Source organism: Roseivirga thermotolerans, assembly GCF_014653175.1.
Taxonomy (GTDB): domain Bacteria; phylum Bacteroidota; class Bacteroidia; order Cytophagales; family Cyclobacteriaceae; genus Roseivirga; species Roseivirga thermotolerans.
Map to the genome: position 1 here is coordinate 177,347 of NZ_BNAG01000004.1, position 23,530 is coordinate 200,876.

Sequence of the window (23,530 nt, forward strand, 5' to 3'; positions counted from 1 at the left end):
GTGACTATTTTTTACCAATGGTGTTTTCGAAAAGCTTGAAAATTCGCTTGTACTCATCTGTCCAGCTCGATGGTTCCGTAAAACCGTGGTTTTCAATAGGGTATAGGGCCATTTCCCAATTGTCTTTACCCAATTCTATAAGTCGCTGAGCCAAACGTACCACATCCTGGAAGTGTACATTGGTATCTACCATACCATGGGCAATAAGTAGGTCTCCTTGTAGTCCTTCGGCAAAATAAATGGGTGAGCTTCGTTTAAAGGCAATGGGGTCTTCTACGGGAGTGTTCAATATGTTGGAGGTGTACCCGTGGTTGTAGTGTGCCCAGTCTGTTACCGAACGCAATGCTGCTCCTGCGGCTATCACATCGGGGTGTTTGAACATAGCAAAGAGGGTGATAAATCCGCCATAGGAACCACCGTACATGCCTATTCTTCCAGCTTCAACACCGTGTTCGCGCATTAAATAACGAGCTCCATCAATTTGATCGGAAAGATCTTTACCTCCCATATGTCTGTAAATACCCGTTCTCCAATCTCTTCCATACCCGGAACTAGCTCTGTAGTCGATATCCAGCACGGTATAGCCTTTGGCCATGAGCATGTTATTGAACATAAACTCCCTAAAGTAGGTGCTCCACCAGAAGTGTACATTCTGGAGGTAACCGGCTCCGTGTACAAATATTACACCTGCTCCATTGGGGTTTTGGGGCTTGTATAGCCTGGCGTGTACATCGGCTCCATCTTCTGCCTTAAAGGTGATTACCTCCGGTTGATGCCAGTCGTATTGCTTAAAACCATCGCGAAGACTTTCGGTAAGTTTTTTAGGTTTTGCTCCGGGCTTATTGTCCTGAACATAAAGTTCGGTGGGTTGGTCGATGTATGAGTATTCAATAGCCAGGGTTTTTTCATCGGGAGAAAGGGTTACGTCATTTCCACCGTCAACCGAAGTGATTTGGGTTGGGGTTCCTCCACGTACTGGCAATGAGTAGAAGTGTCTTATGCCCGGGTGTTTCATATTGGCATGGAAGTACCACTTGCTGCCGTCAGATGAAAGGAAAGGGTTGTATACCTCAAAATTGCCGTTGGTCAATTGCTTGGTTACTCCATTAGACAAATCGTGAATGTATAGGTGTGAGTATCCTGTTTTCTCTGACTGGAAGTATATGGTTTTGTTATCGGGTAAGAAACCAAATGTGCCTGAGAAAGACTCACTACCTATTCCCGGGCCCGCAATCCATGCCTCATCTCTTTGACGGTCTATAGTAATCAGGTCGCCTGTTTCAGGAATAAGGCGCATAATCCAACGGTCTTTGTTATCGTGTGCTCCAAAGTGAGCCACGGCATATTTGCCATCGCCAGACCAGATGATATCGTTGCCCGATACATTTCGTGGCTCTTCTTTCCATTCTTTATCCGGATAGTCTTTCACATAGTCAGGCAAATCGGTAATACCCGGCAGCTTCATTTTGTCTACCATATAAAAGGTGTCTGCGGCTATGTTGTATATACCTATTTCGGAGTAGCCTTGCTCACCGCCTACCTTGGGCCGAGTGTTAATGTCGGTGGTATAACCGCTAGAGGTTACATAGTTTGGTACAATCGTGTTTTTAGCTCCATTTTCCGGAGAATGATAAACCATAAAGCTCACAAAACGGCCATCAGGCGAGAGTTGAATATTTCTTACATTTCTCAACTCAATGGTGCTGCGTCTGTCTTCCGACTGTCCAAAGTCGCCACCAAAGAAACCGGAAAAGTTTCTGCGAGGTCTTCTTCTCTGTTCGGCCAAATATTCTGATGTGTTCAACTGGTCATCGCGCAGCCAATTGTCTTGCTCTCTGTTGCCTTCCGATCTGCCAATGTTTCTGGAAGAACCATTGTCTTCATCGGGGTTGCGCTCAATAAGGAAGTTAGTCAGTTGCTTCATTAAGCCTGTTTCAGTATCGATGCTGAAAAGGTTGTCATCGGCAATGAAGGTAATGATGTGATCTTTATGAAAACGCGGATTAGATTCACGCGAGTTGGTTGCGGTGAGTCGTGTTTCTTTATCAGACTTTAGTTCCTTAATGTAAATGTCACCGCCCTTTGCATATACAATTTTGGTTTTGTCGCTATTGAACTCGTAGCTGGAGGGCCAACCATCGCTGGTATCTTCAATGGCTTCGGCTTCACCACCGTTCTTACTGATTTTGAAGGCAGAAGAACGTCCGTCAGCATCCGGGTCCCAGTAAAAATAAATGTTCTTGCTGTCTTTAGACCAGCTTACCCGCGAAGGTGAGGTGCCGATAAATTTTTCGGGCGCCTGCATGATCTCCTCTACCGTGAGTTGCGATAGTGGCTTGGTTTGGGCACTTAGCCATACCGCGCAAATAAAAAGCAAACTAAAAAGTCCGAATTTTCTCATGTCTCAAATAATCTTTAACGTGATTGTCAAACATAAATAAAATGCCCGCAAAATAGACCTTAAATTGTGGTGGATGGTTAAATCTTGTTTCGTCCCCATCTGGGACAACTTGTCCAAATATGGTACATCACCGGGCTTTGGTGTAAAACCGTTTGTGCCTTTCGAACCTCGCTCATAACTTTTTGCCTTTTGGCACAGTTAAAGCTGTTATTGAGGAACATTCGTGAGTTATGACAAAGAGAATACTGGTAGTAGAAGATGACCAAAGCACGCTGAAGGCCGTAAAGTTCCTCCTAAGCGATTATTATGAAGTGGTGACGGCCGGAAATGGGGCAGAGGCTATGGAGTGGCTGAGCGACAGCGACTTACCAGATTTGATTATCACTGATATAGAAATGCCGCGTATGTCGGGGCTTGAAATGATTGAGGCATTGGACGATGATCTTCGATTTAGCCAGGTACCGGTTATTGTAATGAGTTCCAATTGCTATAAAGACAGTTGTCTGGAGCGTGAATACGCCAACTATTACGGATGTCTGGATAAGCCTTTGGTGCCTTCAGAATTATTGCTCAAAATAGAAAAGGTCTTTCTGGCCAAAGCTTCTTAGCCTTCTTCCATTTCTTTCAAATAGCGGTATATACTTGATTTGCCAATTCCCAGCTTTTTAGCTACTAGCAGCACGTTGTTATCGTACTTGTCTAAAAAGTGCCTGATAATTTTGAAGGTATAATCGCGAAGAGTCATTTCTTCAAACAAAAACTGTCCTTCTTTTTGCAAGCTGTTAAAGGTGATGTCTTCAGCTTCAATCTCATTCTCTTCACACATAACCGCTGCTAACTCTACCACCGACTTCAACTCGCGCACATTGCCCGGAAAGGGGTATGAGATAAGTTTGTTTTGAGCTTCCTTACTCATTTTTACAGCTCCAAGCTTATTTTCTTTTGCAAATTGCCTGAGCAGGTGCTTGGCAATTAGAATAACGTCCTGACCACGCTCTCTAAGTGGAGGTAGCTCAATAGGAATACCCAACAAACGATAGTAGAGGTCTTCTCTGAAATTGCCCTGTTTTACTTCTTCGGCAAGGTCGCGATGAGTGGCTACGATTACACGTACATCGAACTTCACTACTTCGTTTCCACCAACCCGGGTTAGTTCTCTTTCCTGAAGCACGCGCAATAGTTTGGCCTGCAGGTTGATGTCCATCTCCCCAATTTCATCTAAGAAAAGTGTTCCGCCATCGGCTTCTTCAAATTTCCCTTTCCTTCGAGCCAATGCACCAGTAAAAGCTCCTTTCTCATGACCAAATAGCTCACTTTCAATCAGGTTTTCCGGAATGGCAGCGATATTGACTGCCACAAAGGGTTTCGATTTTCTGTCTGAATTGTGGTGTATGGCTTTGGCTACAACTTCTTTTCCCGTACCTGTTTCTCCTGTAATACTCACGGTAATATTGGTCTTTACCGCCTTGTTCATCATTTTAAACACCCTTTTTATAGCCGGGCTTTCTCCAATGATGGTATTCTCGAACTCGTATTTTTGATTGAGTTCTTCTTTAAGTGTGGTGATTTGTTGGGTAAGAGACGACACGCGCTTGGCATTGTTAATGGCATTGAGCAGCCGGTCTTTGGTCTCATTGTCTTTGGTTATATAATCATAGGCCCCATGCTTTAACAGGGTCACAGCCGTATTGATACTTTCTTGTGAAGACACCACAATGACCTGTATTTCGGGGTCGTATTTTTTTATGGCCTGTAGTACCTCTTTACCCGAAATATCGGGGAGAGAATAGTCTAGTATAACTACTTTGGGGTTTTCATGAAGATTGTCGATGCAAGACTTGCCATCTTCAAAGGCGTGTACTACATGGTCTGGGTTTAGTTCGGCTATGTAACGAACCAATTTCATGTATAAGGGGTCGTCTTCGACCACAAAAATGCGCACCGTTTCGGGTGTATAATTCATGTGTTAACTATCTGGCTGTAGAGAAATGTATAAATAATTTCACGTTTGTTCGGCATCAAGCACTAAGAATTATACCACTCAGCTTTGGTTTAGTTTTCATTATTGCCTGCTTTGCCTTTTTACTAAACGAGGGCTTTTTGCCTTAACTTTTTACAGTTCAGGTAGCGAATATAAGGACTGCCCAAAAGCTTTTTAATTATTTTTGGACGAAATATACACTTAACCCTTCAAAATGATAATTGCGGCAAACCCCGACCAATTGGTGAAGCCTCGTAAAGGAGAAACCCGAGTAGGAGAAACCATGATTTTCTTAAAAGCCAAAGACTGGCAGGCTGCTTTGGGTAAACTCAAAAAAGAGGTTCGGTTCTGTTTAATCGGTATTCCGGAATGTGTGGGAGTAATGGGCAATCATGGCCGACCAGGAACTCAACATGCCTGGGATAGTTTTCTTAGGGCTTTCTGCAATATACAAAGCAACCGGTATCTCCGTGGTAATGAAATATGTGTGCTGGGAGCTGTGAATATTGACGCTATTCAGGAAAAGGCCGATGCGCTCGATTCCGCATCGGACTATTATTTTCAGAAACTGCATTTGCTTTGTGAAGAGGTAGACGAGATGGTTGAAAATGTACTTACCGAGGTGAAAGCTGCAGAGCTTATTCCCATTGTAATTGGCGGAGGGCACAACAACAGTTACCCCATAATAAAGGCTTGTGCGGCCGTGGCTCACAAAAAGAAAGTAAATGCCATTAACCTGGATGCACATGCCGATTTTCGGGCACTGGAGGGGAGGCATAGCGGCAATGGTTTTTCGTATGCACGGCAGAAAAAATGCCTGAATCGTTACTTTGCCTTTGGTCTGCATCAGTCATACAACAGCGAGAATATGCTGAAATCGATGGATGCGGACGAGCAGGTGAAGTATTCTTTTCTCGAAAATATTACCTACCTGGAAAGTATGCTGGCCGATGCTGTTTCTTTTGTTGTTGACGATATGATAGAGTGCGGTATTGAAGTAGACATGGATGCTATTCGTATGATGCCCAGCAGCGCCATGTCACCATCGGGAGTTTCGCTCGAACAGGCCAGGCTTTTTGTTCGACAGTGTGCTAAGAGTCTTAGCCCTGCGTATTTGCATTTGCCCGAAGCAGCTCCTAACGAGGAGTCCGAAAAACTGATGGTGGGTAAGGCGCTGAGCTATCTGGTGGCCGATTTTGTAAAGGCTATCGTTCACCGATAATTGGTCGATGGAATCGGGTTATCGGTCTGGTTTCTGAATCCTTAGTCTGTCCTTTCGGGTATATGTGCACATCGGTTAAACGTAAATGACTATGCGATACATTATTTTCTTTGGACTTCTTATGCTCACAGTTCCATCGCTCAAGGCTCAGAAAATATCCACGCTAGAGATTGTGGAAGTATTGAATAAAAACCAGGCAGAGGCGGAATATTACTACCGTAATAACTGGAAAGTACTGAGGGAGCAAGCATTAAAAAGCAATTACATTGATAGCTTTGAGTTTATGATTGGCGGGCCTGAAGATGGAAAGCCGGGACATATTGTACTCTTGACTACCTATGCCAACAGTGAACAGTATGAAAAGGCCGAAGAGAATTTTGGCAAACTCATTGAATCTCTGGGAGGTATAAAGCTGCTCAATGACAAGAAACCGGCAGACTTTAGAAAGTTTATCTATTCGCAAAGTGAGCTGGTTTCCGAAAGTAAATTATAAGTAAGCCATGGCCTCCGGTACTTCGTCTATGAGCTGAAAGATAGACAATGAATCTTTAACCATAGTTGTACTACGCATTGCAAAGGCCATGGGTTAATGGTTAGTCTTCTATAATTACTATTTTTTCAATTTTATCGCCTTGTCGTATGTCGTCAATCACCTCCAGACCTTCATAGACCTTACCAAAGCAGGTGTGGTTTCTGTCGAGGTGAGAGGTGTTTTGTCGGCTATGACAAATAAAGAACTGTGAACCGCCTGTGTTACGACCGGCATGAGCCATAGAAAGCACGCCACGGTCGTGGTATTGGTTGTCTCCGTCTAACTCACAGTCTATTGAGTAACCAGGTCCGCCATTGCCAATGCCATTGGGACAACCACCTTGTATTACAAAGTTGGGAATTACACGGTGAAAGGTAAGGCCATCGTAAAAGCCTTTTTTAGAAAGGTCTACAAAGTTTTTTACGGTATTGGGAGCGTCTTTCTCATAAAACTCCACTTTCATTAGTCCTTTCTCGGTATGAATTTCTGCTGTCATTGCTTTTTGTTTTATTTAGAACAAAAGTAAACATCAGAGAGAATGTTCAGGCTATCTAACCATACGAAAATCAAATTGATGAATTTTTACCCGCCTTTTCTTGGGGCGGGTATTCGTGTAAACCACATTTCCCCAGACTTTAAAAAGGCGGTTGTGAGCATGAAGCTCAGGTGGTGGAACCGAAACCTGGTAGGGGTGCATTTTGGTGGTTCGCTCATGGCCATGTCAGATGCCTTTTACATGTTGCTCATTTTGCAAAATTTGGGTAAAGAATATATCGTATGGGACAAAGCATCTACCATTCGCTTTAAAAAACCGGGGAGGGGAAAAGTAACCTGTGTTTTTGAGATTAACAATGCCCTTGTGGAGCAGCTTAGATCAGAGGCCGATGCACATGGAAAGACTGAGATTGTGCTTCCTCTGGAAATTACAGACGAAGAAGGCGATGTGGTGTGCGAGTTGGATAAGACTATTTATGTGAGGAAGAAAGAAGTCAGAAATTAATCAGAATAACCTCGGTATCTGCTCTCAGTAAAGATTATCGCCTCAGCGGGAATGACTGGTAGATTAGTTATTAAAATGATATAAGAAGATAAATTCCCCTGTAAAGGCAGGTTTAGGATTGTCTTTAATTTCCAGTGTAACGTTTAGTTGGCACTTGGTAATTCCTCTCAGATCGGCCAGACTGCTTAGCTTTACGCGCAAACGTACCTCAGAATTTACCAATACCGGTTGGTTAAACTTCAGTTTCTCAATGCCATAGTTGATCATCATTTTAATATTGTTGATCTCAGCAATCTGCTCCCATAGGTAGGGAAGTAAAGAAACGGTAAGGTATCCGTGGGCAATGGTGCCTCCAAAAGCACCTTCCGACCTGGCTCTATCTTCATCAATATGAATCCACTGATGGTCTATAGTTGCATCGGCAAATGCATTAACCCTCTCCTGATCTACCTTTAGATAATCAGAAACTCCCAACTCTTTGCCAACGTAGGCTTCAAACTCTTTATGGCTATTGATGACAAGTTTAGACATAGTAGCTGTTTTTCGAGGTCAAGATATAAAATACCTCAAATGTAATCGTATATAAAATTCAAAAATAGCAGGCTCATTTCCTTCATTTTTTTACATGGATTGTACATTACCAGACCTGTGTATAGGTGCGATCCAATCACTCCAAACCAAAGGGAGGTATGCAATGAATGCCTTACTTTTTGAATATGAGTAAATTAGAAGTTTAGTGTAAGCTGTTGACCTGCTTTTGCCAACTCTCCTTGCTCACCTTCAAAATTACTCAGTGTAACACCCAATAAGCGCACCCCAATTTCGAAATCGGCAGGATCTATATTATCCAAAATACTGAAGGTGTGTTGTGCAATGTCTTCCAGCGTTGCCAGAGGCTTTTCATAGGTTTGGCTTCTGGTTATTTGCCGGAAATCGCTGAATTTAACCTTTAGGGTAAGTGTCTTTCCCCATTTGTCAGCTTTTTTCAGGCGGTTATAAACGGTGAGTATAATGGAGTCCAGTGCCATTTTTAAATCGGTGGGTTCTTTCAAGTCATGATCAAAAGTGTTTTCAGCTCCTAGCGATTTTCTGATTCTGTTTGGGTTTACCGGCCGCTCATCGTTGCCCCGAACAATATTGTAGTAAAAGGCACCGCTTTTGCCGAAATTGGCCATGAGCGCTTCCTTGCTCCACGCTTTCAGACTTTTGCCATCAACAATGCCAAGGTTTTTCATTTTCTGTGCAGTTACTTTTCCTACTCCAAAGAACTTTTCAATAGGCAACTGCTCTAAAAATAGTGTCACTTTTTCCGGGCCCACCAAGGTGAGTCCGTCAGGCTTGTGGTAATCGCTGGCAATCTTGGCTATGAATTTATTAATTGATATACCCGCAGAAGCGGTAAGGCCCGTCTTAGCTTTTATTTCCTGTTTAATGGCTTTGGCAATAAGTGTGGCTGATGCCATGGCCTTTTTGTTATGGGTTACGTCCAAAAAAGCCTCGTCAAGAGAGAGGGGTTCTATAAGGTCGGTGTACGATTCAAAAATACTCCGTATTTGCATAGAAACTTCCTTGTATCGCTCAAACCGGGGTTTTACAAAGATAATCTCAGGGCACTTTCGGTAGGCCAGAGCAGAGGGCATGGCCGATCTTACTCCAAATTTTCTGGCTTCATAGCTGGCAGCCGCTACTACTCCGCGTTCCCTGCTTCCGCCCACTGCCACAGGCTTGCCACGCAGCTCCGGATTATCGTTTTGTTCTACCGAAGCAAAGAAGGCATCCATATCTACATGGATAATTTTGCGGAGTGTTTTAGAGGCTTTTTCCACGTTGTTGCCGAATTTAGCACCGAAAAGTTAAACTTTGTTGTATCTCAAAGGTTCTGTTTGCGTAACATGAAAAGGTCCAAAAAGATTTTTGTAGCAGTAGGTTTAGTGTTTATTGTAGCTACCATTATTGTGGGCTACGACATTTCCAGAAAGACTTCTTTTCCGGGGTCGAAGAAATACCTGAAAGAGTCTATAGCTCCATCGGATATTGACACTGCTCAAAACAAAGACATGGCGGACACTCTTAAATTGAACTAGGTGAGTAAAGAATCTAAAAGCGGTAAAAAGGTTAATGTTGACCAAATAGACCTGGAAAGAATGGGAGAGATGACGACCCCAAACCCCGGTACCATTGCTTTTCCGCACACGGTTGGTAGTGCACTGATTAAACCGGAAGATAAGGGTAAAATTAAAGGTAGGGCACTTTCGGCCATGTATGACCATACCGATATGGACATGAAGCAGATCTACGAGCAAATGCAACTGCTCGCAGAACAGGCCAAAACCATACAGAACCGTGTAACGGTATCGGAGCGAATTTATCAGGCCAAAATGAGTTTCGACCCCATTATTGGAAGAACCTATCATTTGTATCAGAAAAAAGATGGTACGGATACGCTTTCGTTGATAGCTCCTGAAGAGTGGGGTAGCCGAAGCCCCTATGAATTTATAGCTACAGTAAAACTATTGGCCGACCACACTTGGGAAGTACTTAAAGAAGGAGAGAGAGGGCTTTAAAAAAAATGTCCCGTTTCAAAGAAACAGGACTTGGAAGTTTTTATTAAAAAGTAGAGTGTCTTAAGTGTTGCTTGAATTTACACATTATTTTGGAAATTCAAGTAAATCTTGTCTTTTATGAGAAAAGACCGTTCACTTCAAGGTCTACTTTTTCCAGCACGTAAGCGTAATCTTCTACATTATTTACAAAATCCAGGTGGTTCACGTCAATAATGAGCAGCTTTCCCAGATCGTAGCTGCCAATCCACTCTTCGTAATGTTTGTTAAGGTTTTTGAGGTATTCAAGGCGAATAAGCTCTTCATAGTCACGTCCTCTTTTCTGAATGTTGGCCACCAGTTTGGGAATGTCAGCCTTTAGATAAATAAGTAAATCAGGTGGCTGCACGTGTTTAATCATAGACTTGAACAAGTCCAGATAATTGTTGTAGTCGCGTTGCGAAATGTAGCCAGACTTATAAAGGTTAGCGGCAAATATATAGCAGTCTTCGTAAATAGTTCTGTCCTGTATGGTGCTACCTTCTGACTCTCTGATTCGTGCTACCTGATTAAACCTGCTATTGAGAAAATAGACCTGCAAATGAAAGCTCCAGCGGGTCATGTCTTCATAAAAATCCTTCAGGTAAGGGTTGTCATCTACCGACTCTAACTGAACGTCCCATCGGTAATTTTTGCCCAGCATTTTAGCCAATGTGGTTTTACCAGACCCAATATTTCCTGCAATAGCTACGTGCATTATTCCATCTTTTTTTTACGGTTACTCATTTAGATCGCATTAGTTAGATCCAGTATACTAGCCACAAGCTGTGTCCTCACAGCGTCTTTTAACAGCCATTTGTGAAGACACAAATGGAGGCAAGGTTCAGAAATATACTTCTTGCGACTTAAGTAAGTAACCCTGTTTTTTTAAAACCGAGTATGTCAAGAAAAATTGAAAGCAAGAATTGGCCGTCATGCTTTTGATGGGGTTTCCTTCAGTATGTTTTTTTCCGTTGGGTTGACCATTCTTCAAGAAACCTTAGTCATTGACCGGCACGATTCGATGCCCTTAATACCCCTTTCAATTTTTCGGCTCGCAAGTTATAGATAGGCCCAGCAAAAACGGAATGTTAGCGCATAAAAAAAGTCTGCAGTACAGACCTTTTTTATGAACACCCAATAAATATGAATAGATATGTATTTGAGTATAAATGTAGTATGCCACTTTTTCTAAAAGGTAAACCTAAGATTAACAAAGTATTACGAACTCAAAAGTTAGCCCGAAAGGCAATTACAGCATTAAAACCCGGAGCACTAAGGCCCGAAGTGTAGCTGCGATAATGTACGTTTAGCAGGTTCTCCAAATTAAAGTTGATACTGTAGTAATTATTGAGTTGGTAACTGTTCTTAATATTGACGATGTACCATGACAGGGCTCCATCGGCTGAGTACAGGTGTTGTCGGTATTTCTCTGAAGGAGGGAGCTCTTGCCACGGAACACCATCACTAAACTCTAGTTCGAACCGGGTGGTTAATTTTTGGTGTGTCATAGCCATGCTCAATTGGCCAAAGAATGGAGCAATGTGTGGCAAACGGACCCCGGTTTCTGAATTCTGGCCATGAGTATAGGTTAGGCTTCCGGTAATATGAATGCCTTGTGAGGTTTTCCAGTAGCCACGCAATGAGGTGCCCCACACCTGTGCTCTTTCCATATTTTGCAGCGCCAATACTTTGGCCACTTCACCTTCATAGTTCAGTTCGTCCTGATTGTTGAAAAGAAATGGTGCCACTGTAAAAGTGTTTTGCAGAAAGGACAGATATTGTATCCACTCAATACTCCAGTTTGAGTTGCTTTTGTTGGCTATAGAGTACTCTATGGTGTAATTAGTTTCCGGTTGCAGGTCTGGGTTGGGTACTAGCACCATGCCGGGCCACTCGGAAAAAAACCGACTATTGTCGCTAATATTCGGAGGCCGAAAACCTGAAGAGAGCAGTAATCCCAGTTTCCAGGAAGAGCCGGGCCTATAAGAAGCACCAATTGTACCGGTTAGCGCATCTGTTTCATTAACCAATACATCATAAGGAAAATCGATATAGGTTTTGTCAGTAAAATCGCTCCTGAGCCGGGTGTAGGTATACCTTACTCCACTGCTTATAACAAGTCTCTCGCTTATCTGGTCTTTAACACTCAAATACAGGTTGGCCAGATTATAATCTGCACCATTGTTTGGATATTCGGTCTGGATATCCATTTCCCTAAGCGTTACAATGTCTCTGCTTAGTGCCTTACTTACTACCTTATTGGAAAAGAGCTCTAAACCATAGTAGAGCTTGCCATTAAAACCCACGGCCTTCTCTAAATCTACATTCACCGATAGCGCATCAACGGTTGCTTGTTGCATGCGTAGTTGATTGCTGCCAAAATTTCTACTATTCACCCGCTCTTCTGTCAATTGGAATGCGGTGGTAATGTCTATCCGATCGAACCAGCGAGAAGGGTAATAAAAGCTGGTTTTAAGGCTGTGCATAAGCCAGAGTTGTGGGCCATTGTACCACTGGGCATAGGCCGGAGTGTTGTTGACGGTATAAGTGAGTTTATCGTATCGTGGCAAATGCGAAGTTCCTGAATAATGAAAAGAATAGGTGAAGTCCATGAAACTTCCCAAACTCCAGCGGAGCTTTTGTAAAAAGTGGTATTGATCATACCTGCTGAAAACCTGTCGGTTTTCGTTCTCATTGTTAACCACTGCATCCGTGTTGTTTTCACGGATTACATAGGATAGTCTTTTGCCAAAATCAGGGTGTGACTTTGGTCGGTTGGCTCCTGTTCTCAGGTCGTCTGCTTTGGTATAACTAAGGCTGGAGTAACTGGACATATTAGGGAGGTTAAACTCGATCTGGTAGTTGCCGGTAATGCTCCCATTGGCCGAAGAATACCGGAGTAGCCCTCCGGAAGAAATGCCCAGATATTCACCTTCTGCAAAGGCTGGAGTTTTGGTGAGGAAGTCTATGGTTGCGCCCAGGGCATCGCTGCTGGATTGTAAGCCACCCGTGCCCGGTAAAACCAAGGTTTGGTAGAGGTTGTTGGGGTCAACCACCATCAGGTGTGTGTTGTCAATTCGGCTATACAGGGCATGGTTTAGCCGCACACCGTCCAGACGGGTAAGCAGGGCATTGCCCGAATAACCTCTAATGAGTGGGCTTCCGGCATTTTGTAAGTTTTTAGCCACTAATATTTGGTGGTTAGCTCCTAGAACTTCGGCCGATGACAAAGGCTCTGTTATGGATAGGGTTTTTCGCTGAAAAGCCAAGATTTCATGAGGAGTATCTTCGGCCCAAAGAGCCCAGTTTCGGTATTGATATGCTGAAGTTTGGGGCAAAGGAGTGAGTTCTACTATAGCCCCTCTGTTTAATAATCGGGAGAGGCGCACTATGTGAGATTTAAAATCGGGGTGCATCAGAATTATGTCCGCATCAGCACCAAAACCCTTAAGCTCAGCCAGCCCTTGAGTGTTGGTTACTGCCCCATGGTCTGTTCCTCTTTCTCTAATAGTTACCAAATCAATGGGTTTGCCATTTTCGCGGTTCACCACCCTAATGGTTTGAGCCTGGCCAATCTGGAGGCCTATACAGCCTATGAGAAGTAAAAGGCAGTACTTTACTTTTTGCATTGAGCCACGAATAAACAAAAAATGGTTTTCAGATTGTTTAATATTCTCTTGTTTGCACCAAAGATAAATGAAACAGAATGCCCTTAATTCAATCGAGGTATCAAGGACCTCCCTTTTACCTGTTTAATAAACACATAGAGACCATTTACCCTAGTATGATGCGTAAAATTAAAGGGGTGAATTACGAGCGGGAGAAGATTGAGACCCCCGATGATGATTTTCTCAATATAGATTGGGTGAAGGGAGGGAATCAGCGGCTGCTGGTTGTTAGCCATGGTCTGGAGGGAGGCTCAAATCGTCATTATGTAAAGGCTCTTGTAAAACTCTTTGTGGGGAATGGTTGGGACGTAGTGGCCTGGAACAACAGAACATGCAATGGAGAAATGAACCGACAGAAAGTACTTTATCATCATGCCGCCAGTTATGATCTGAGAACAGTGGTCAACCATGCTTTGCTATCTGGCGACTATGAGGAAGTGGCTTTGGTGGGAATTAGCATGGGTGGAGGGCAGACCATCAGGTACCTTGGGGAGCTGGACCAATTTCCGCTACCCGCCCAGGTGAGATCGGCCGTGGCTATTTCTGCTCCTTGTTATTTGCCCGAAAGTGTAGAAACACTTTACCAAAAAGAAAACCGCTTGTATGAACAGCGATTCCTGAAGAAACTCATTCTTAAAATTAAGGCCAAAGCACTTCAGTTTCCGGAAATTGACTTATCGGGTATAGACGATATTGCCTCACTTCAGGTGTTCGATGAGCGATATTCAGCTCCATTGAACGGTTTTAGTTCGGCCAAGGATTTTTATGAATACTGCAATCCCTATCCGTTTCTGGAGAAGCTAGATAGGCCTTGTCTGATTATTAATGCACTTAACGACCCACTACTTAAAGGGCGGTGCTATCCTTATGAGATGGCTCAAAAGAATCCCAGTCTCTTTCTGGAAACACCAGAAAGGGGAGGCCATGTTGGCTTTTTGCGCAAGGGAGAAGAGTTTACTTACAGCGAAATACGTGCTTTCGAGTTTATCAACGAAAAGCAATTTTAACTACCACCGGCAGGTGGTCGCTTACCCAAAGTCCATTGTCTCTTTTGGTATCCAGGTGGGCATAGTTCAACACGTTTAGGTTTTTGGTGAAAACGTAGTCAATCCTATTTTTAAGTTCAGCATCCAGCTTAAAACCATTGAAGGTGCCAATTGGTCCTTTGATTCCCGATGGGCTTAGTGCTGAAGCATCGTCCATAAAAGCAGTTATACGTCCATAAGGAGCTTTATCTGGAGTGGTATTAAAATCGCCACTCAATACAATAGGAGCCTTGTCTCCGGCTATTTGTTTTATTTTATCTACAATGAGCTGAGCCGAATTAGCCCTGGCTTCTTCTCCCACATGATCGAAGTGGGTGTTGAAAAACCAAAATTTCTTTCCGCTGGCTTTGTGTTCAAACTCGGCATAGGTACAAACTCTGGGGAGAGCCGCATCCCAGCCTTTCGATACTATTTCGGGAGAAGGTGATAGCCAGAAGGTTCCTGAGGTGAGCAGTTCTACCTGTCGGTTGTCATAGAATACCGCGCTAAACTCTCCTTGCTCTTTCCCATCATCGCGGCCAACGCCTACATAGCTATAATCTGGCATGTGGTCATCGATATATTTCATTTGACCGAGAACGGCCTCCTGAACTCCGAAAACTACCGGGCTATGGGCATTGAGCAAGGCAATGGCGGCCTCTTTCCTATGTCCCCACCAGTTTTCATTGTCAAAGGCATTGTTGAAACGAATATTGTAGGAGATTACGTTGAATTCCTGAGCGGTGAGTAGGGTGCTGGTGAAAAGCAGAAGGCACATTAATGCCGATCTAAAAATATTCATGTTTCTAATTAAGGATAATCGTAATTAAATCAAAAAATGAAGCCATTAGGCTTTTGTAAAATCAAAACCGCTGTATGGCCAGATTACTTACCGTATCGCCAATAGAAAGTGAGGAGGTGGCTGCCGGACTTGGTGCATTACACACGTTAATGGCATTTTTAGCCTCATAAATAGCAAAATCGTCTAGAAGACCTCCCGTTCGGTCGCAGGCCTGAGCACGCACACCTGCACCGCCATCAACCAAATCGTTTTCCTCAATTTCCGGAATAAGTTTTTGAAGGGCCTTGGTAAAAGCGGCCTTTGAAAAAGAACGATACATTTCGCCCATGCCGGTTTTCCAGTATTTCCAGGCCACTTTTTGAAATCCCGGCCAAAACAGCGATTCCATTAGTTCGCCCAAATGAATCTGAGATTTTTTGTAGCCCTCTCTTCTAAAGGCTAAAACCGCATTTGGACCGGCTTCAATACCCCCATTGATCATGCGGGTAAAGTGTACGCCCAAAAAGGGGAAGTTAGGGTCGGGTACAGGATAAATAAGGTGTTTAACGAGGTACTCTTTTTCCGGTTTTAGTTTGAAATATTCACCCCTGAAAGGAATGATTTTGAGGTCAACCTCATCGGAAGTTTTTCGTGCCAGTTTGTCGGAATATAGCCCACCGCAGTTAATTACTAGTGCAGTTTCTAAGGCCTGAGCGGGGGTTTCAACCCAGGTAGAGGACGCTTTTTCCCGAATGGCAGTAACTTTTTCTCCCAGTACAATGGTGCCTCCCCACTGCCGAATTTTTTCCGCATATTTCTCGGCCACGGCAGTATAGTCTATAATGCCGGTATATGGCACTTTAATAGCTGCTATACCATTTACGTGAGGTTCAATCTCTTTAAGTTGTTCAAGGCTGAGTTTAGATATTTCGTGAAGTCCGTTTTCCAGCCCTCTTTTATAAAGGTTTTCAAGTAAGGGCTTTTGAAACTCATCGGTAGCTACAACCACTTTGCCGCATAGTTCATAAGGCACCCCTTCCTCATTGCAGAAGTCCAGAAGCATTTGGTAGCCATTAATGCAGTTTTTCGCTTTGAGGCTCCCCGGTTTGTAATACAACCCGGAGTGAATAACCCCGCTGTTGTTACCCGTCTGATGTCGGCAGAGCTGTTTCTCTTTTTCAACCAAAATCAGCTTTAGCTGTGGTTTCTTTTTTAAGAGCTGGTAGGCAGTGGCAAGTCCCACTATACCACCACCAATAACTACCACATCGTATTTCATCAGTTAAAAGGGTAAGTCGTCAGAATCTTCGCTCAACCAATCGGGTTCATCGGCAGCCGATGGTGGCGGAGCTCCGTTGGCTGCACTGGCTGGTGCACTGTTGCTTTCGGTAGCAATTTTCCAGGCTTGTAGAGAGTTAAAATACTTGTCTTCACCGTTTTTAGGGTCGGTCCATTTTCTTCCTTTAAGGTTAAAGCTAACCATCACTGTTTGCCCCGGAGCAAAATTATCCAACAATTCACACTTGTCTTGAATGCATTCGAACTTAATAAACTCCGGGTACTGAGGGTTTTCGGCATATTCAACCACGAACTCTCGTTTTTTAAAGGTGCCGGTTATTTGTTGGGTAGGAAGTATCTTTTCAATCTTAGCTTTAATCTCCATGCGCTGAATTTTGCCTCAAAGCAATTCAATAATCGTTCAAGATGCAAATGAGCGGAAGAAAGAATGTCGTTTTCGCTAAACTTAGCGTTATGCCTTTAGTCAAATTAGAAGCTAGCAAAAAACAGTGCTGCTTACATTCAAATTTGTGGGCAATTGATCATATTTAGGATTACGACTAACTAGACCGGGTGGAAAGTTGAGGAGACTAATTATAACCATGCTGACCATTGTGCTTTGGACCCATACCTGGGCCCAGGTAACCACAGAAGGTAAAGACTTCTGGTTCGGCTATATGGAGAACAATGATGCTCAGGCGCCATCTTCGCTAGAAATTTTCATTACCTCTAAGGTAGTGGCCAATGTGGAAATATTTCTCTATCACACCAATGAGACAAGAACTGTGGTGGTAACCCCGGGTATTACCCACAAGGAAATAGTGAGCTTTGGCACCAACAACGAGTTTGCCGCTCGAGCATCGGGAGCCATAGAGCGCAAAGCGGTTCATGTCACTTCCAACCAAAACGTAAGTGTATATGCCTTCAACAACCGGCAGGCCAGTGCCGATGCCACGGTAGTTTTGCCCATTAATTCAATTGGTAAAGAGTACTATGTATCGGCCTACTTCGAAAATAGTCCCAACGATGCAATAGGAACCAGTCTTAGTCCTTCAGAGTTGTTGGTGGTGGCCACTGAAGATAATACCACCATTGAAATTACTCCCTCCGTACTTTTGGTAAGTGGTGAGCCGGCCGGAAACCCGTTTACCATTACCTTGAGCCGTGGAGAAATTTATCAGCTGCAGGCCTTTGCCGACCTTACCGGAACCTACATACGCTCAGTTTCAGCGCAAGCTGATGACTGTAAGAATTTTGCGGTTTTTGGAGGAAACAAATGGACCCGAGTGACCGGAGGTTTAGACTGTAGTGCCTCGCAGGGAACCACCGATTACTCCGGTGGTTTTGCGGCCGATCAGCTCTTTGAACAGATGTATCCTGTAAACACCTGGGGAAAAAACTATATAGCAGTGCCCTACGAAGGTCGCATAGCCTATTTGCTGAGGGTAATGGCTTCGGAAGATGATACAAAATTTACCAGAAATGGGGTTGAATATACCCTCAACGCTGGTGAGTATGAGACTTTTGTGGAAGACGAGTTAATATCTATTGTAGCCGATAAACCGGTTCAGGTGGCACAATATAGCTTAACTATGAGCTGCGACAATAATCAGGTAGTGGGTACAGGCGACCCCTTTATGATTATGCTCAGTCCAAACGAGCAACAGCTTCAGGAGATCAATTTCAACGCCCTGGAAGCCACACAACTCGATGACTACTACCTTACCATTGTAACCCGCACCAACAATACATCTAACGTGTTTCTGGATGGAGCGGCCATTTCATCGGGTGTTTTTCAGGCAGTTTCAGGTACCGATTATTCGGCTGCCAACTTAACGATCAACCGTGGTCAAGACTATAACCTGTCTTCCAGTGGAGGCTTTATAGCCTATATCTATGCCTTTGGACAGGTAGAGTCGTTTGGCTATGTGGCCGGTGCATCACTGGAAAATCTAAACCTGAGGGTGGAGGGTGATGATGAAGACATTGGTATTATTGTGAGCCAAGCCTGTGTCAACTCGCTTATCGACTTCAGTGTTGATTTTGAAACGCCTCCTGGTCTCAACCCACTTTATACGGAGTTTGAATGGGATTTTGGTGATGGAACAACGGCCACCGGTAAAGAGGTTCAGCATGTATATACTATTCCGGGAGAGTATACCCTCACCATGATAGCCTCCGATGGTACCGGCTCATGCGGCAATTCAGAAACCATTACAAAAACCTTTCAGGTAGAAGATATTGTCTATGGAGATATAATTGGAGCGGCTTCCGTTTGTCCGGACGTCACTAATATTGCCTATAGCATAGACGGAGTGGTCGGTAATACCTACCAGTGGTTTGTAGATGGCGGAACGATTGCCCAGGACAATGGAGATAATATTCGGGTTGATTGGGGAGTGGCCAAAGCCGATGCTTCAGTGAAAGTATTGGTGACTAATTCCATTGGGTGTATTGGAGATACGGTTACGCTTAATGTGAAAATAGACCAACGACTAGAACCGCTCGCTCCTCAAACCGATGGTTTCAGCCATTCAGAAGTGTGTTATACCGACCGAAGCAGAGTACGCTATTTTACTCCGCGAACCAACGGATCGCAATATCAATGGTTTGTAAGTGGAGGCAGCTTTACGGCCGATTCAGACCCAACCAGCAATGAAGTGTTTGTAAACTGGGGCAATAGTGCCAGCGGGCGCATCTGGTACAGAGAATATAATCCATTGATTACCGACTGCGAAGGTTATTCCGACTTCCTTGAGGTTACCATCTATTCGCCTATAGTGCCCACCCCAACTATATCAGATGTATTGTGTAATGGTGAGGCCAATGGAGCAATTACGCTGGCCATTTCCGGTGGAAAAGGATCGGACTATACCGTAGCCTGGTCCAATGGTGCAACCGGTACTTCCATAAGTGGTTTAGTGGCCGGTAACTATACGGCTACTATAACTGATGAATTGGGCTGCGAGCACACAGAAACTTTTACAGTAGACGAGCCAGAGCCCCTTGAGGTGGTTGGAACCGTAACCACACAGCCCGTAAGGTGCTTTCAGGAGGCCAACGGAGTGGCAGAGGTGAATGTGGAAGGAGGAACCACATTTGGCAATGGAGAATATCGTTACACCTGGGAGAGTAATGGAAACGCCACCACTACCACCAGCAGAGTAAATACCAGTCTGAGGGCAGGGAATTACACCGTCACGATTACCGATGCCAACGGATGCCAGGCCACCACCAGCTTTGTCATAACCGAGCCCCCCTTGCTTGAGGCCGATATTGAATCTATAATCAACGACCCCATCTGCCCGCAAACCAGCAATGGCTCAGTGTTTATCAATGCCAAAGGCGGTGTGCCCGACTATCAGTTTTTCTGGAGCAGCAACCCAACAACAGACAATGCCAATGCTACCGGGTTGAGTCAGGGCAACTATACCGTGCGCATTGTAGATGCCAACGGCTGCGAGACCAGCCATACCCTTACTGTTGAGGAACGTTTTCCCAAGGTAAATTTGCCCAATGCGTTCAGCCCGAATGGCGATGGTGTAAACGATGTCTTTCGTGCAGTGACCGACTGTGAGTTGTCTTTTTCCATGCAAGTCTATAACAAGTGGGGTACAGTTGTTTTTTCCAGCGAAAATATTCAGGAGGGGTGGGATGGTACCTACCAGGGACAGCCGGCTCCGGCCGGAAAATACTCTTACATCATGTTTTATGTAGTTGAAATCAATAATACTACCTATGAACAAACATTTAGAGGGAGTTTTGAGCTTATTCGTTAGTTTTTATCCTTATCTATGTAGATTGAAGTAAACAACTACTACAGGTATTCATGGCCTTTCATCGGTAAATCGTCAGGAAGAATGGTGAATATGCTGCGGATAGTTGTAAAAGAAGAGACTTAGCTGTAATAGAATTGAGGAGACTATTTAGCACCGTATTAGGACTTTTATGTACACTTACCGTTTGGGGTCAGGTAACTACCGAAGGGCGTGAGTTTTGGCTTGGTTTTATGGAGAACCAAGATGGCAACGTGCAGTTAGAAATCTACCTTTCAGCCAAGGAAGAAACCAAGGTGCGCATTAACGCTCCGCTGAATTCATTCGATCTCGAAGTTGATGTGGTTCCCGGTGAATCGTCAATCGTACAAATTCCTACGGGTACATTCATGCCTACCGAAGAAGGTATTTTCCCCATAGGACTTCATGTGACTTCGGACAAACCCATATCGGTCTATGCCCTTAATAAACGAAGTTTTAGTGCCGATGCGGCCGTAATTCTCCCCATCAATGCCTTGGGAAAAGAATACTATGTAACAGCCCATTACGAACCCGATGGTGACCGAATCAATGCCGCCAGGGAATCCAATATGATAATTGTTGGGGTTCAGGATGGCTCTGAAGTGGAGATCATTCCATCGACCAATACCTACAACGGGTTGATTGCCGGTGAGTCAACCGTGGTTACGCTGAATGCGGGGGAGGTATATCACATTAAAGCCGATGGAGACCTGACCGGAACCTACGTCAGGTCAGTGAGCAGCGATTCGGACGATTGTAAGAATATTGCGGTATTTGGTGGAAACGTGTTTACCAATGTGGGTGGTTGTGGAGACGCGCGCGATCACCTGCTCGAACAAATGTTTCCTGTTTCTACCTGGGGTAAAAATTTTATGTTTATTCCTTATGAAAGCCGGTTTGGAGGAGACTATGTTAAAATAATAGCAGCCGAAGACGGCACAGAGGTGAATATTTCGGGCGAATCGGTTATTAATCTGGATGCCGGAGAATACTATATCAATAAGGCTTTGAGCGGGGTAAGAACCGTAACTTCTAACAAGCCCATAAGCTTTGCGCAGTTTAGTCGTTCGCGGTCTTGCGACAATACCCAATCCGACCCGTTTTATATTTTGGTAAGCCCTCTGGAGCAACGCATAAATAAGGTCACCTTCAATGCCTTCGATGTGGAGGTGATTGACAGATACTACTTGACGCTGATTACAGAAGCCGGAGCTACTAATAATATTTTTCTGGACGGCAGCAGCATTTCCAACCGCTTTATTCAAGTAGGAAATGCCGCATATGCCAGTATTCAAATTTCTCGGGGAAACCATACACTGGAGGCTGAAGAAGGGGTAATAGCCTTTGTTTATGGCTATGGAGATGCAGAATCTTTCGGTTACTCGGCCGGGGTGGCCTTAGAAAATCTAAACCTGAAGATAGAAGGAGACGATGAGTTTATCAGCGTCATCCAGGACAAAGCCTGTTTAAATGCTGAGATTGAGTTTTCCGCTTCTTTTATTACTCCTGCAGGAGAACAACCGCGGTTCAATACCTTTCAATGGGACTTTGGAAATGGCGATACGGCCGAAGGTGAAAGTGTAACCTATAGGTATAACCAACCCGGGGAATATGAAGTGGTGCTTTTGGCTTCCGATGGGCAGGGCTCTTGTGGAACAGCCGAAGTAGTGATTAAGCAATTGACCGTGCTGGAGACAGAGTTCGAAAAAATAAATGGCCCGGCTTCCGTTTGCCCCGATGTAACAGGTATTGAGTATACGGCCGTTGGCGATGATTCTAATACCTATGAATGGAGTATTGAGGGAGGAACGATAACCTCTTCGACCACGGGCAAGAGCATAACAGTCAATTGGGGAGCAGCCAATGATCAGGCATCGCTTACCGTAACTTCTCGCAATAGCTTAGGCTGCGTAGGTGACACCATTAAGCTTCCGGTTATTATTAACAAGCGATTGGAACCGGCATTGCCTCAGTCTGATGGCGCTTCCGATACAGAGGTTTGCTATGACGACAGAAATAGAGTGCGCTACTTTACACCTCAAACTAACGGGTCGCAGTACCAGTGGTTTGTTCAGGGAGGAACCATTACCCCGGACTCTAACCCAACGGCCAATGAGGTTTTTATAAATTGGGGCAACGGTAGCGGTGGCAAGGTATGGTACCGAGAATATAACCCTGCAATCTCTGATTGTGAAGGTTTTTCCGATCAACTAGAGGTGGTTGTCTATTCACCCCTACAGGTAACAGCCAATATTGATGATGTTTTATGTTTTGGAGAAAGTACAGGAGACATAGCCTTGAACATAACCGGGGGTAAACCCGGTGCTTACACTGTCAATTGGGATAATGGTCTTACGGGTGCTCAAATCAATAACCTGGTGGCCGGTGACTATATTGCAACCATTACCGATGAACTAGGCTGCGTACTCACAGAAACTTTTACTGTAGCAGAGCCCGATGAACTACGTATTTTAGATCAGCCGGTCACTCTTCCCGTACGCTGTTTTCAAGAAGCCAATGGAGTGGCCGATATTACGGTGACAGGCGGTGTGACTTTTGCCAATGGCGATTATGAGTTTACCTGGATAAAAGGCAACACTCAAACCACTACCAATAGCCATGTGAATACTAACCTGAGAGCAGGAACCTACCAGGTAATAGTTACCGATAAGAACGGATGCCAGGTAAGTACCGGTTTTACCATTACAGAGCCCCCATTGCTGGAACCCGATTTAGAGAGCCTGATTAACGACCCTATTTGTCCGCAAGCCACCAATGGTACGGCATATATCGATGCCAAAGGAGGCACACCCGACTACCAATTTTACTGGAGCAACAACCCGACTACCGATGATGCCAATGCCAGTGGACTAAGCCAAGGGAGCTACAATGTACGCATAGTCGATGCCAACGGCTGTGAAACCTCTTTGACCATTGACGTGACCGAGCGTTTCCCAAAAATATTCTTCCCCAATGCTTTCAGCCCGAATGGCGATGGTGCCAACGATACCTTTAAGCCCGTTGCCGACTGTTCGCTCAAGTACTCCATGCAGATTTACAACAAGTGGGGTACGGTGGTGTTTAGCACCGAAGACCTCTCCGAGGGCTGGGATGGTAACTACAACGGAGCTGAGGCACCTGCTGGCAACTACTCTTATATTGTGTTTTATGCCGGTAGGTTGAATGAAGTTAGTTTTGAAGAAACCTATCGAGGTAGTTTTAAATTGGTGCGATAAACTGTCCAAGTTTATGCCATCATTAAT

Annotated in this window: 19 protein-coding genes; 9 read left to right on the plus strand and 10 right to left on the minus strand. The window is 44.4% G+C overall.

The window, feature by feature from the left end:
* Positions 1 to 4: 4 nt before the first annotated feature.
* Entirely contained in the window at positions 5 to 2,401 is a 2,397-nt protein-coding gene (locus tag IE164_RS14495) for a S9 family peptidase (protein WP_189630974.1), read from the minus strand.
* 230 nt (positions 2,402 to 2,631) lie between these two features.
* On the opposite strand from IE164_RS14495, the gene IE164_RS14500 reads away from it, so the two are divergent.
* Positions 2,632 to 3,009, plus strand: coding sequence for a response regulator (locus IE164_RS14500; protein WP_189630975.1), 378 nt, complete (start codon positions 2,632 to 2,634; stop codon positions 3,007 to 3,009).
* Here the strand turns inward: IE164_RS14500 and IE164_RS14505 are convergent.
* Positions 3,006 to 4,364 (minus strand): sigma-54-dependent transcriptional regulator, encoded by a 1,359-nt coding sequence (locus IE164_RS14505; protein WP_189630976.1) that lies wholly within the window; start codon positions 4,362 to 4,364, stop codon positions 3,006 to 3,008. The two genes, IE164_RS14500 and IE164_RS14505, sit on opposite strands and share 4 nt — an antisense overlap.
* 232 nt (positions 4,365 to 4,596) lie before the next feature.
* Here IE164_RS14505 and IE164_RS14510 point away from each other — a divergent pair, with 232 nt between their 5' ends.
* Positions 4,597 to 5,604, plus strand: a complete 1,008-nt coding sequence (locus IE164_RS14510; RefSeq protein WP_189630977.1) for a formimidoylglutamase — start codon at positions 4,597 to 4,599, stop codon at positions 5,602 to 5,604.
* Positions 5,605 to 5,695: 91 nt separating this feature from the next.
* Positions 5,696 to 6,097: a hypothetical protein gene (locus IE164_RS14515; protein ID WP_229838704.1), complete on the plus strand. Its 402-nt coding sequence runs from the start codon at positions 5,696 to 5,698 to the stop codon at positions 6,095 to 6,097.
* Between the two features lie 100 nt (positions 6,098 to 6,197).
* On the opposite strand, the gene IE164_RS14520 is transcribed toward IE164_RS14515, so the two are convergent.
* Positions 6,198 to 6,632: a peptidylprolyl isomerase gene (locus tag IE164_RS14520; RefSeq protein WP_189630979.1), complete on the minus strand. Its 435-nt coding sequence runs from the start codon at positions 6,630 to 6,632 to the stop codon at positions 6,198 to 6,200.
* Positions 6,633 to 6,710: 78 nt separating this feature from the next.
* Between IE164_RS14520 and IE164_RS14525 the strand changes: the two genes are divergently transcribed.
* The gene (locus IE164_RS14525) at positions 6,711 to 7,136 is read left to right on the plus strand and encodes a DUF4442 domain-containing protein (RefSeq protein WP_189630980.1); all 426 of its coding nucleotides are present in this window, start codon (positions 6,711 to 6,713) and stop codon (positions 7,134 to 7,136) included.
* A gap of 63 nt (positions 7,137 to 7,199) precedes the next feature.
* Here IE164_RS14525 and IE164_RS14530 read toward each other — a convergent pair whose 3' ends face one another.
* Positions 7,200 to 7,667: a MaoC family dehydratase gene (locus tag IE164_RS14530; RefSeq protein ID WP_189630981.1), complete on the minus strand. Its 468-nt coding sequence runs from the start codon at positions 7,665 to 7,667 to the stop codon at positions 7,200 to 7,202.
* Positions 7,668 to 7,861: 194 nt separating this feature from the next.
* Positions 7,862 to 8,962 carry a DNA polymerase IV gene (gene dinB / locus IE164_RS14535; protein ID WP_189630982.1) on the minus strand — a complete coding sequence of 367 codons (1,101 nt, stop codon included), beginning with the start codon at positions 8,960 to 8,962 and terminating at the stop codon, positions 7,862 to 7,864.
* A 66-nt stretch (positions 8,963 to 9,028) separates the two neighbouring features.
* Here dinB and IE164_RS14540 point away from each other — a divergent pair, with 66 nt between their 5' ends.
* Positions 9,029 to 9,220, plus strand: a complete 192-nt coding sequence (locus tag IE164_RS14540) for a hypothetical protein (RefSeq protein WP_189630983.1) — start codon at positions 9,029 to 9,031, stop codon at positions 9,218 to 9,220.
* Between the two features lie 60 nt (positions 9,221 to 9,280).
* The gene (locus tag IE164_RS14545) at positions 9,281 to 9,700 is read left to right on the plus strand and encodes a DUF2452 domain-containing protein (protein WP_189631423.1); all 420 of its coding nucleotides are present in this window, start codon (positions 9,281 to 9,283) and stop codon (positions 9,698 to 9,700) included.
* A gap of 115 nt (positions 9,701 to 9,815) precedes the next feature.
* Here the strand turns inward: IE164_RS14545 and IE164_RS14550 are convergent, their stop codons facing one another.
* Positions 9,816 to 10,433 (minus strand): deoxynucleoside kinase, encoded by a 618-nt coding sequence (locus tag IE164_RS14550; protein ID WP_189630984.1) that lies wholly within the window; start codon positions 10,431 to 10,433, stop codon positions 9,816 to 9,818.
* A 511-nt stretch (positions 10,434 to 10,944) separates the two neighbouring features.
* The gene (locus IE164_RS14555) at positions 10,945 to 13,347 is read right to left on the minus strand and encodes a TonB-dependent receptor plug domain-containing protein (protein WP_189630985.1); all 2,403 of its coding nucleotides are present in this window, start codon (positions 13,345 to 13,347) and stop codon (positions 10,945 to 10,947) included.
* A gap of 77 nt (positions 13,348 to 13,424) precedes the next feature.
* Between IE164_RS14555 and IE164_RS14560 the strand changes: the two genes are divergently transcribed.
* Entirely contained in the window at positions 13,425 to 14,393 is a 969-nt protein-coding gene (locus IE164_RS14560) for a YheT family hydrolase (RefSeq protein WP_189630986.1), read from the plus strand.
* On the opposite strand, the gene IE164_RS14565 is transcribed toward IE164_RS14560, so the two are convergent.
* The 3 genes from IE164_RS14565 to IE164_RS14575 form a co-directional block, all read right to left on the minus strand.
* Positions 14,374 to 15,213, minus strand: coding sequence for an endonuclease/exonuclease/phosphatase family protein (locus IE164_RS14565; protein ID WP_189630987.1), 840 nt, complete (start codon positions 15,211 to 15,213; stop codon positions 14,374 to 14,376). The two genes, IE164_RS14560 and IE164_RS14565, sit on opposite strands and share 20 nt — an antisense overlap.
* A 61-nt stretch (positions 15,214 to 15,274) precedes the next feature.
* Positions 15,275 to 16,471, minus strand: a complete 1,197-nt coding sequence (gene lhgD, locus IE164_RS14570) for an L-2-hydroxyglutarate dehydrogenase (RefSeq protein WP_189630988.1) — start codon at positions 16,469 to 16,471, stop codon at positions 15,275 to 15,277.
* A 3-nt stretch (positions 16,472 to 16,474) separates the two neighbouring features.
* Positions 16,475 to 16,855 (minus strand): DUF3127 domain-containing protein, encoded by a 381-nt coding sequence (locus IE164_RS14575; protein WP_189630989.1) that lies wholly within the window; start codon positions 16,853 to 16,855, stop codon positions 16,475 to 16,477.
* Positions 16,856 to 17,051: 196 nt separating this feature from the next.
* Here IE164_RS14575 and IE164_RS14580 point away from each other — a divergent pair, with 196 nt between their 5' ends.
* Together IE164_RS14580 and IE164_RS14585 are read left to right on the plus strand one after the other, a co-directional pair.
* Entirely contained in the window at positions 17,052 to 20,249 is a 3,198-nt protein-coding gene (locus IE164_RS14580) for a T9SS type B sorting domain-containing protein (RefSeq protein ID WP_189630990.1), read from the plus strand.
* Between the two features lie 134 nt (positions 20,250 to 20,383).
* On the plus strand, positions 20,384 to 23,503 hold the full coding sequence (locus IE164_RS14585) for a T9SS type B sorting domain-containing protein (protein ID WP_189630991.1): 3,120 nt from the start codon (positions 20,384 to 20,386) through the stop codon (positions 23,501 to 23,503).
* Positions 23,504 to 23,530: the final 27 nt, after the last annotated feature.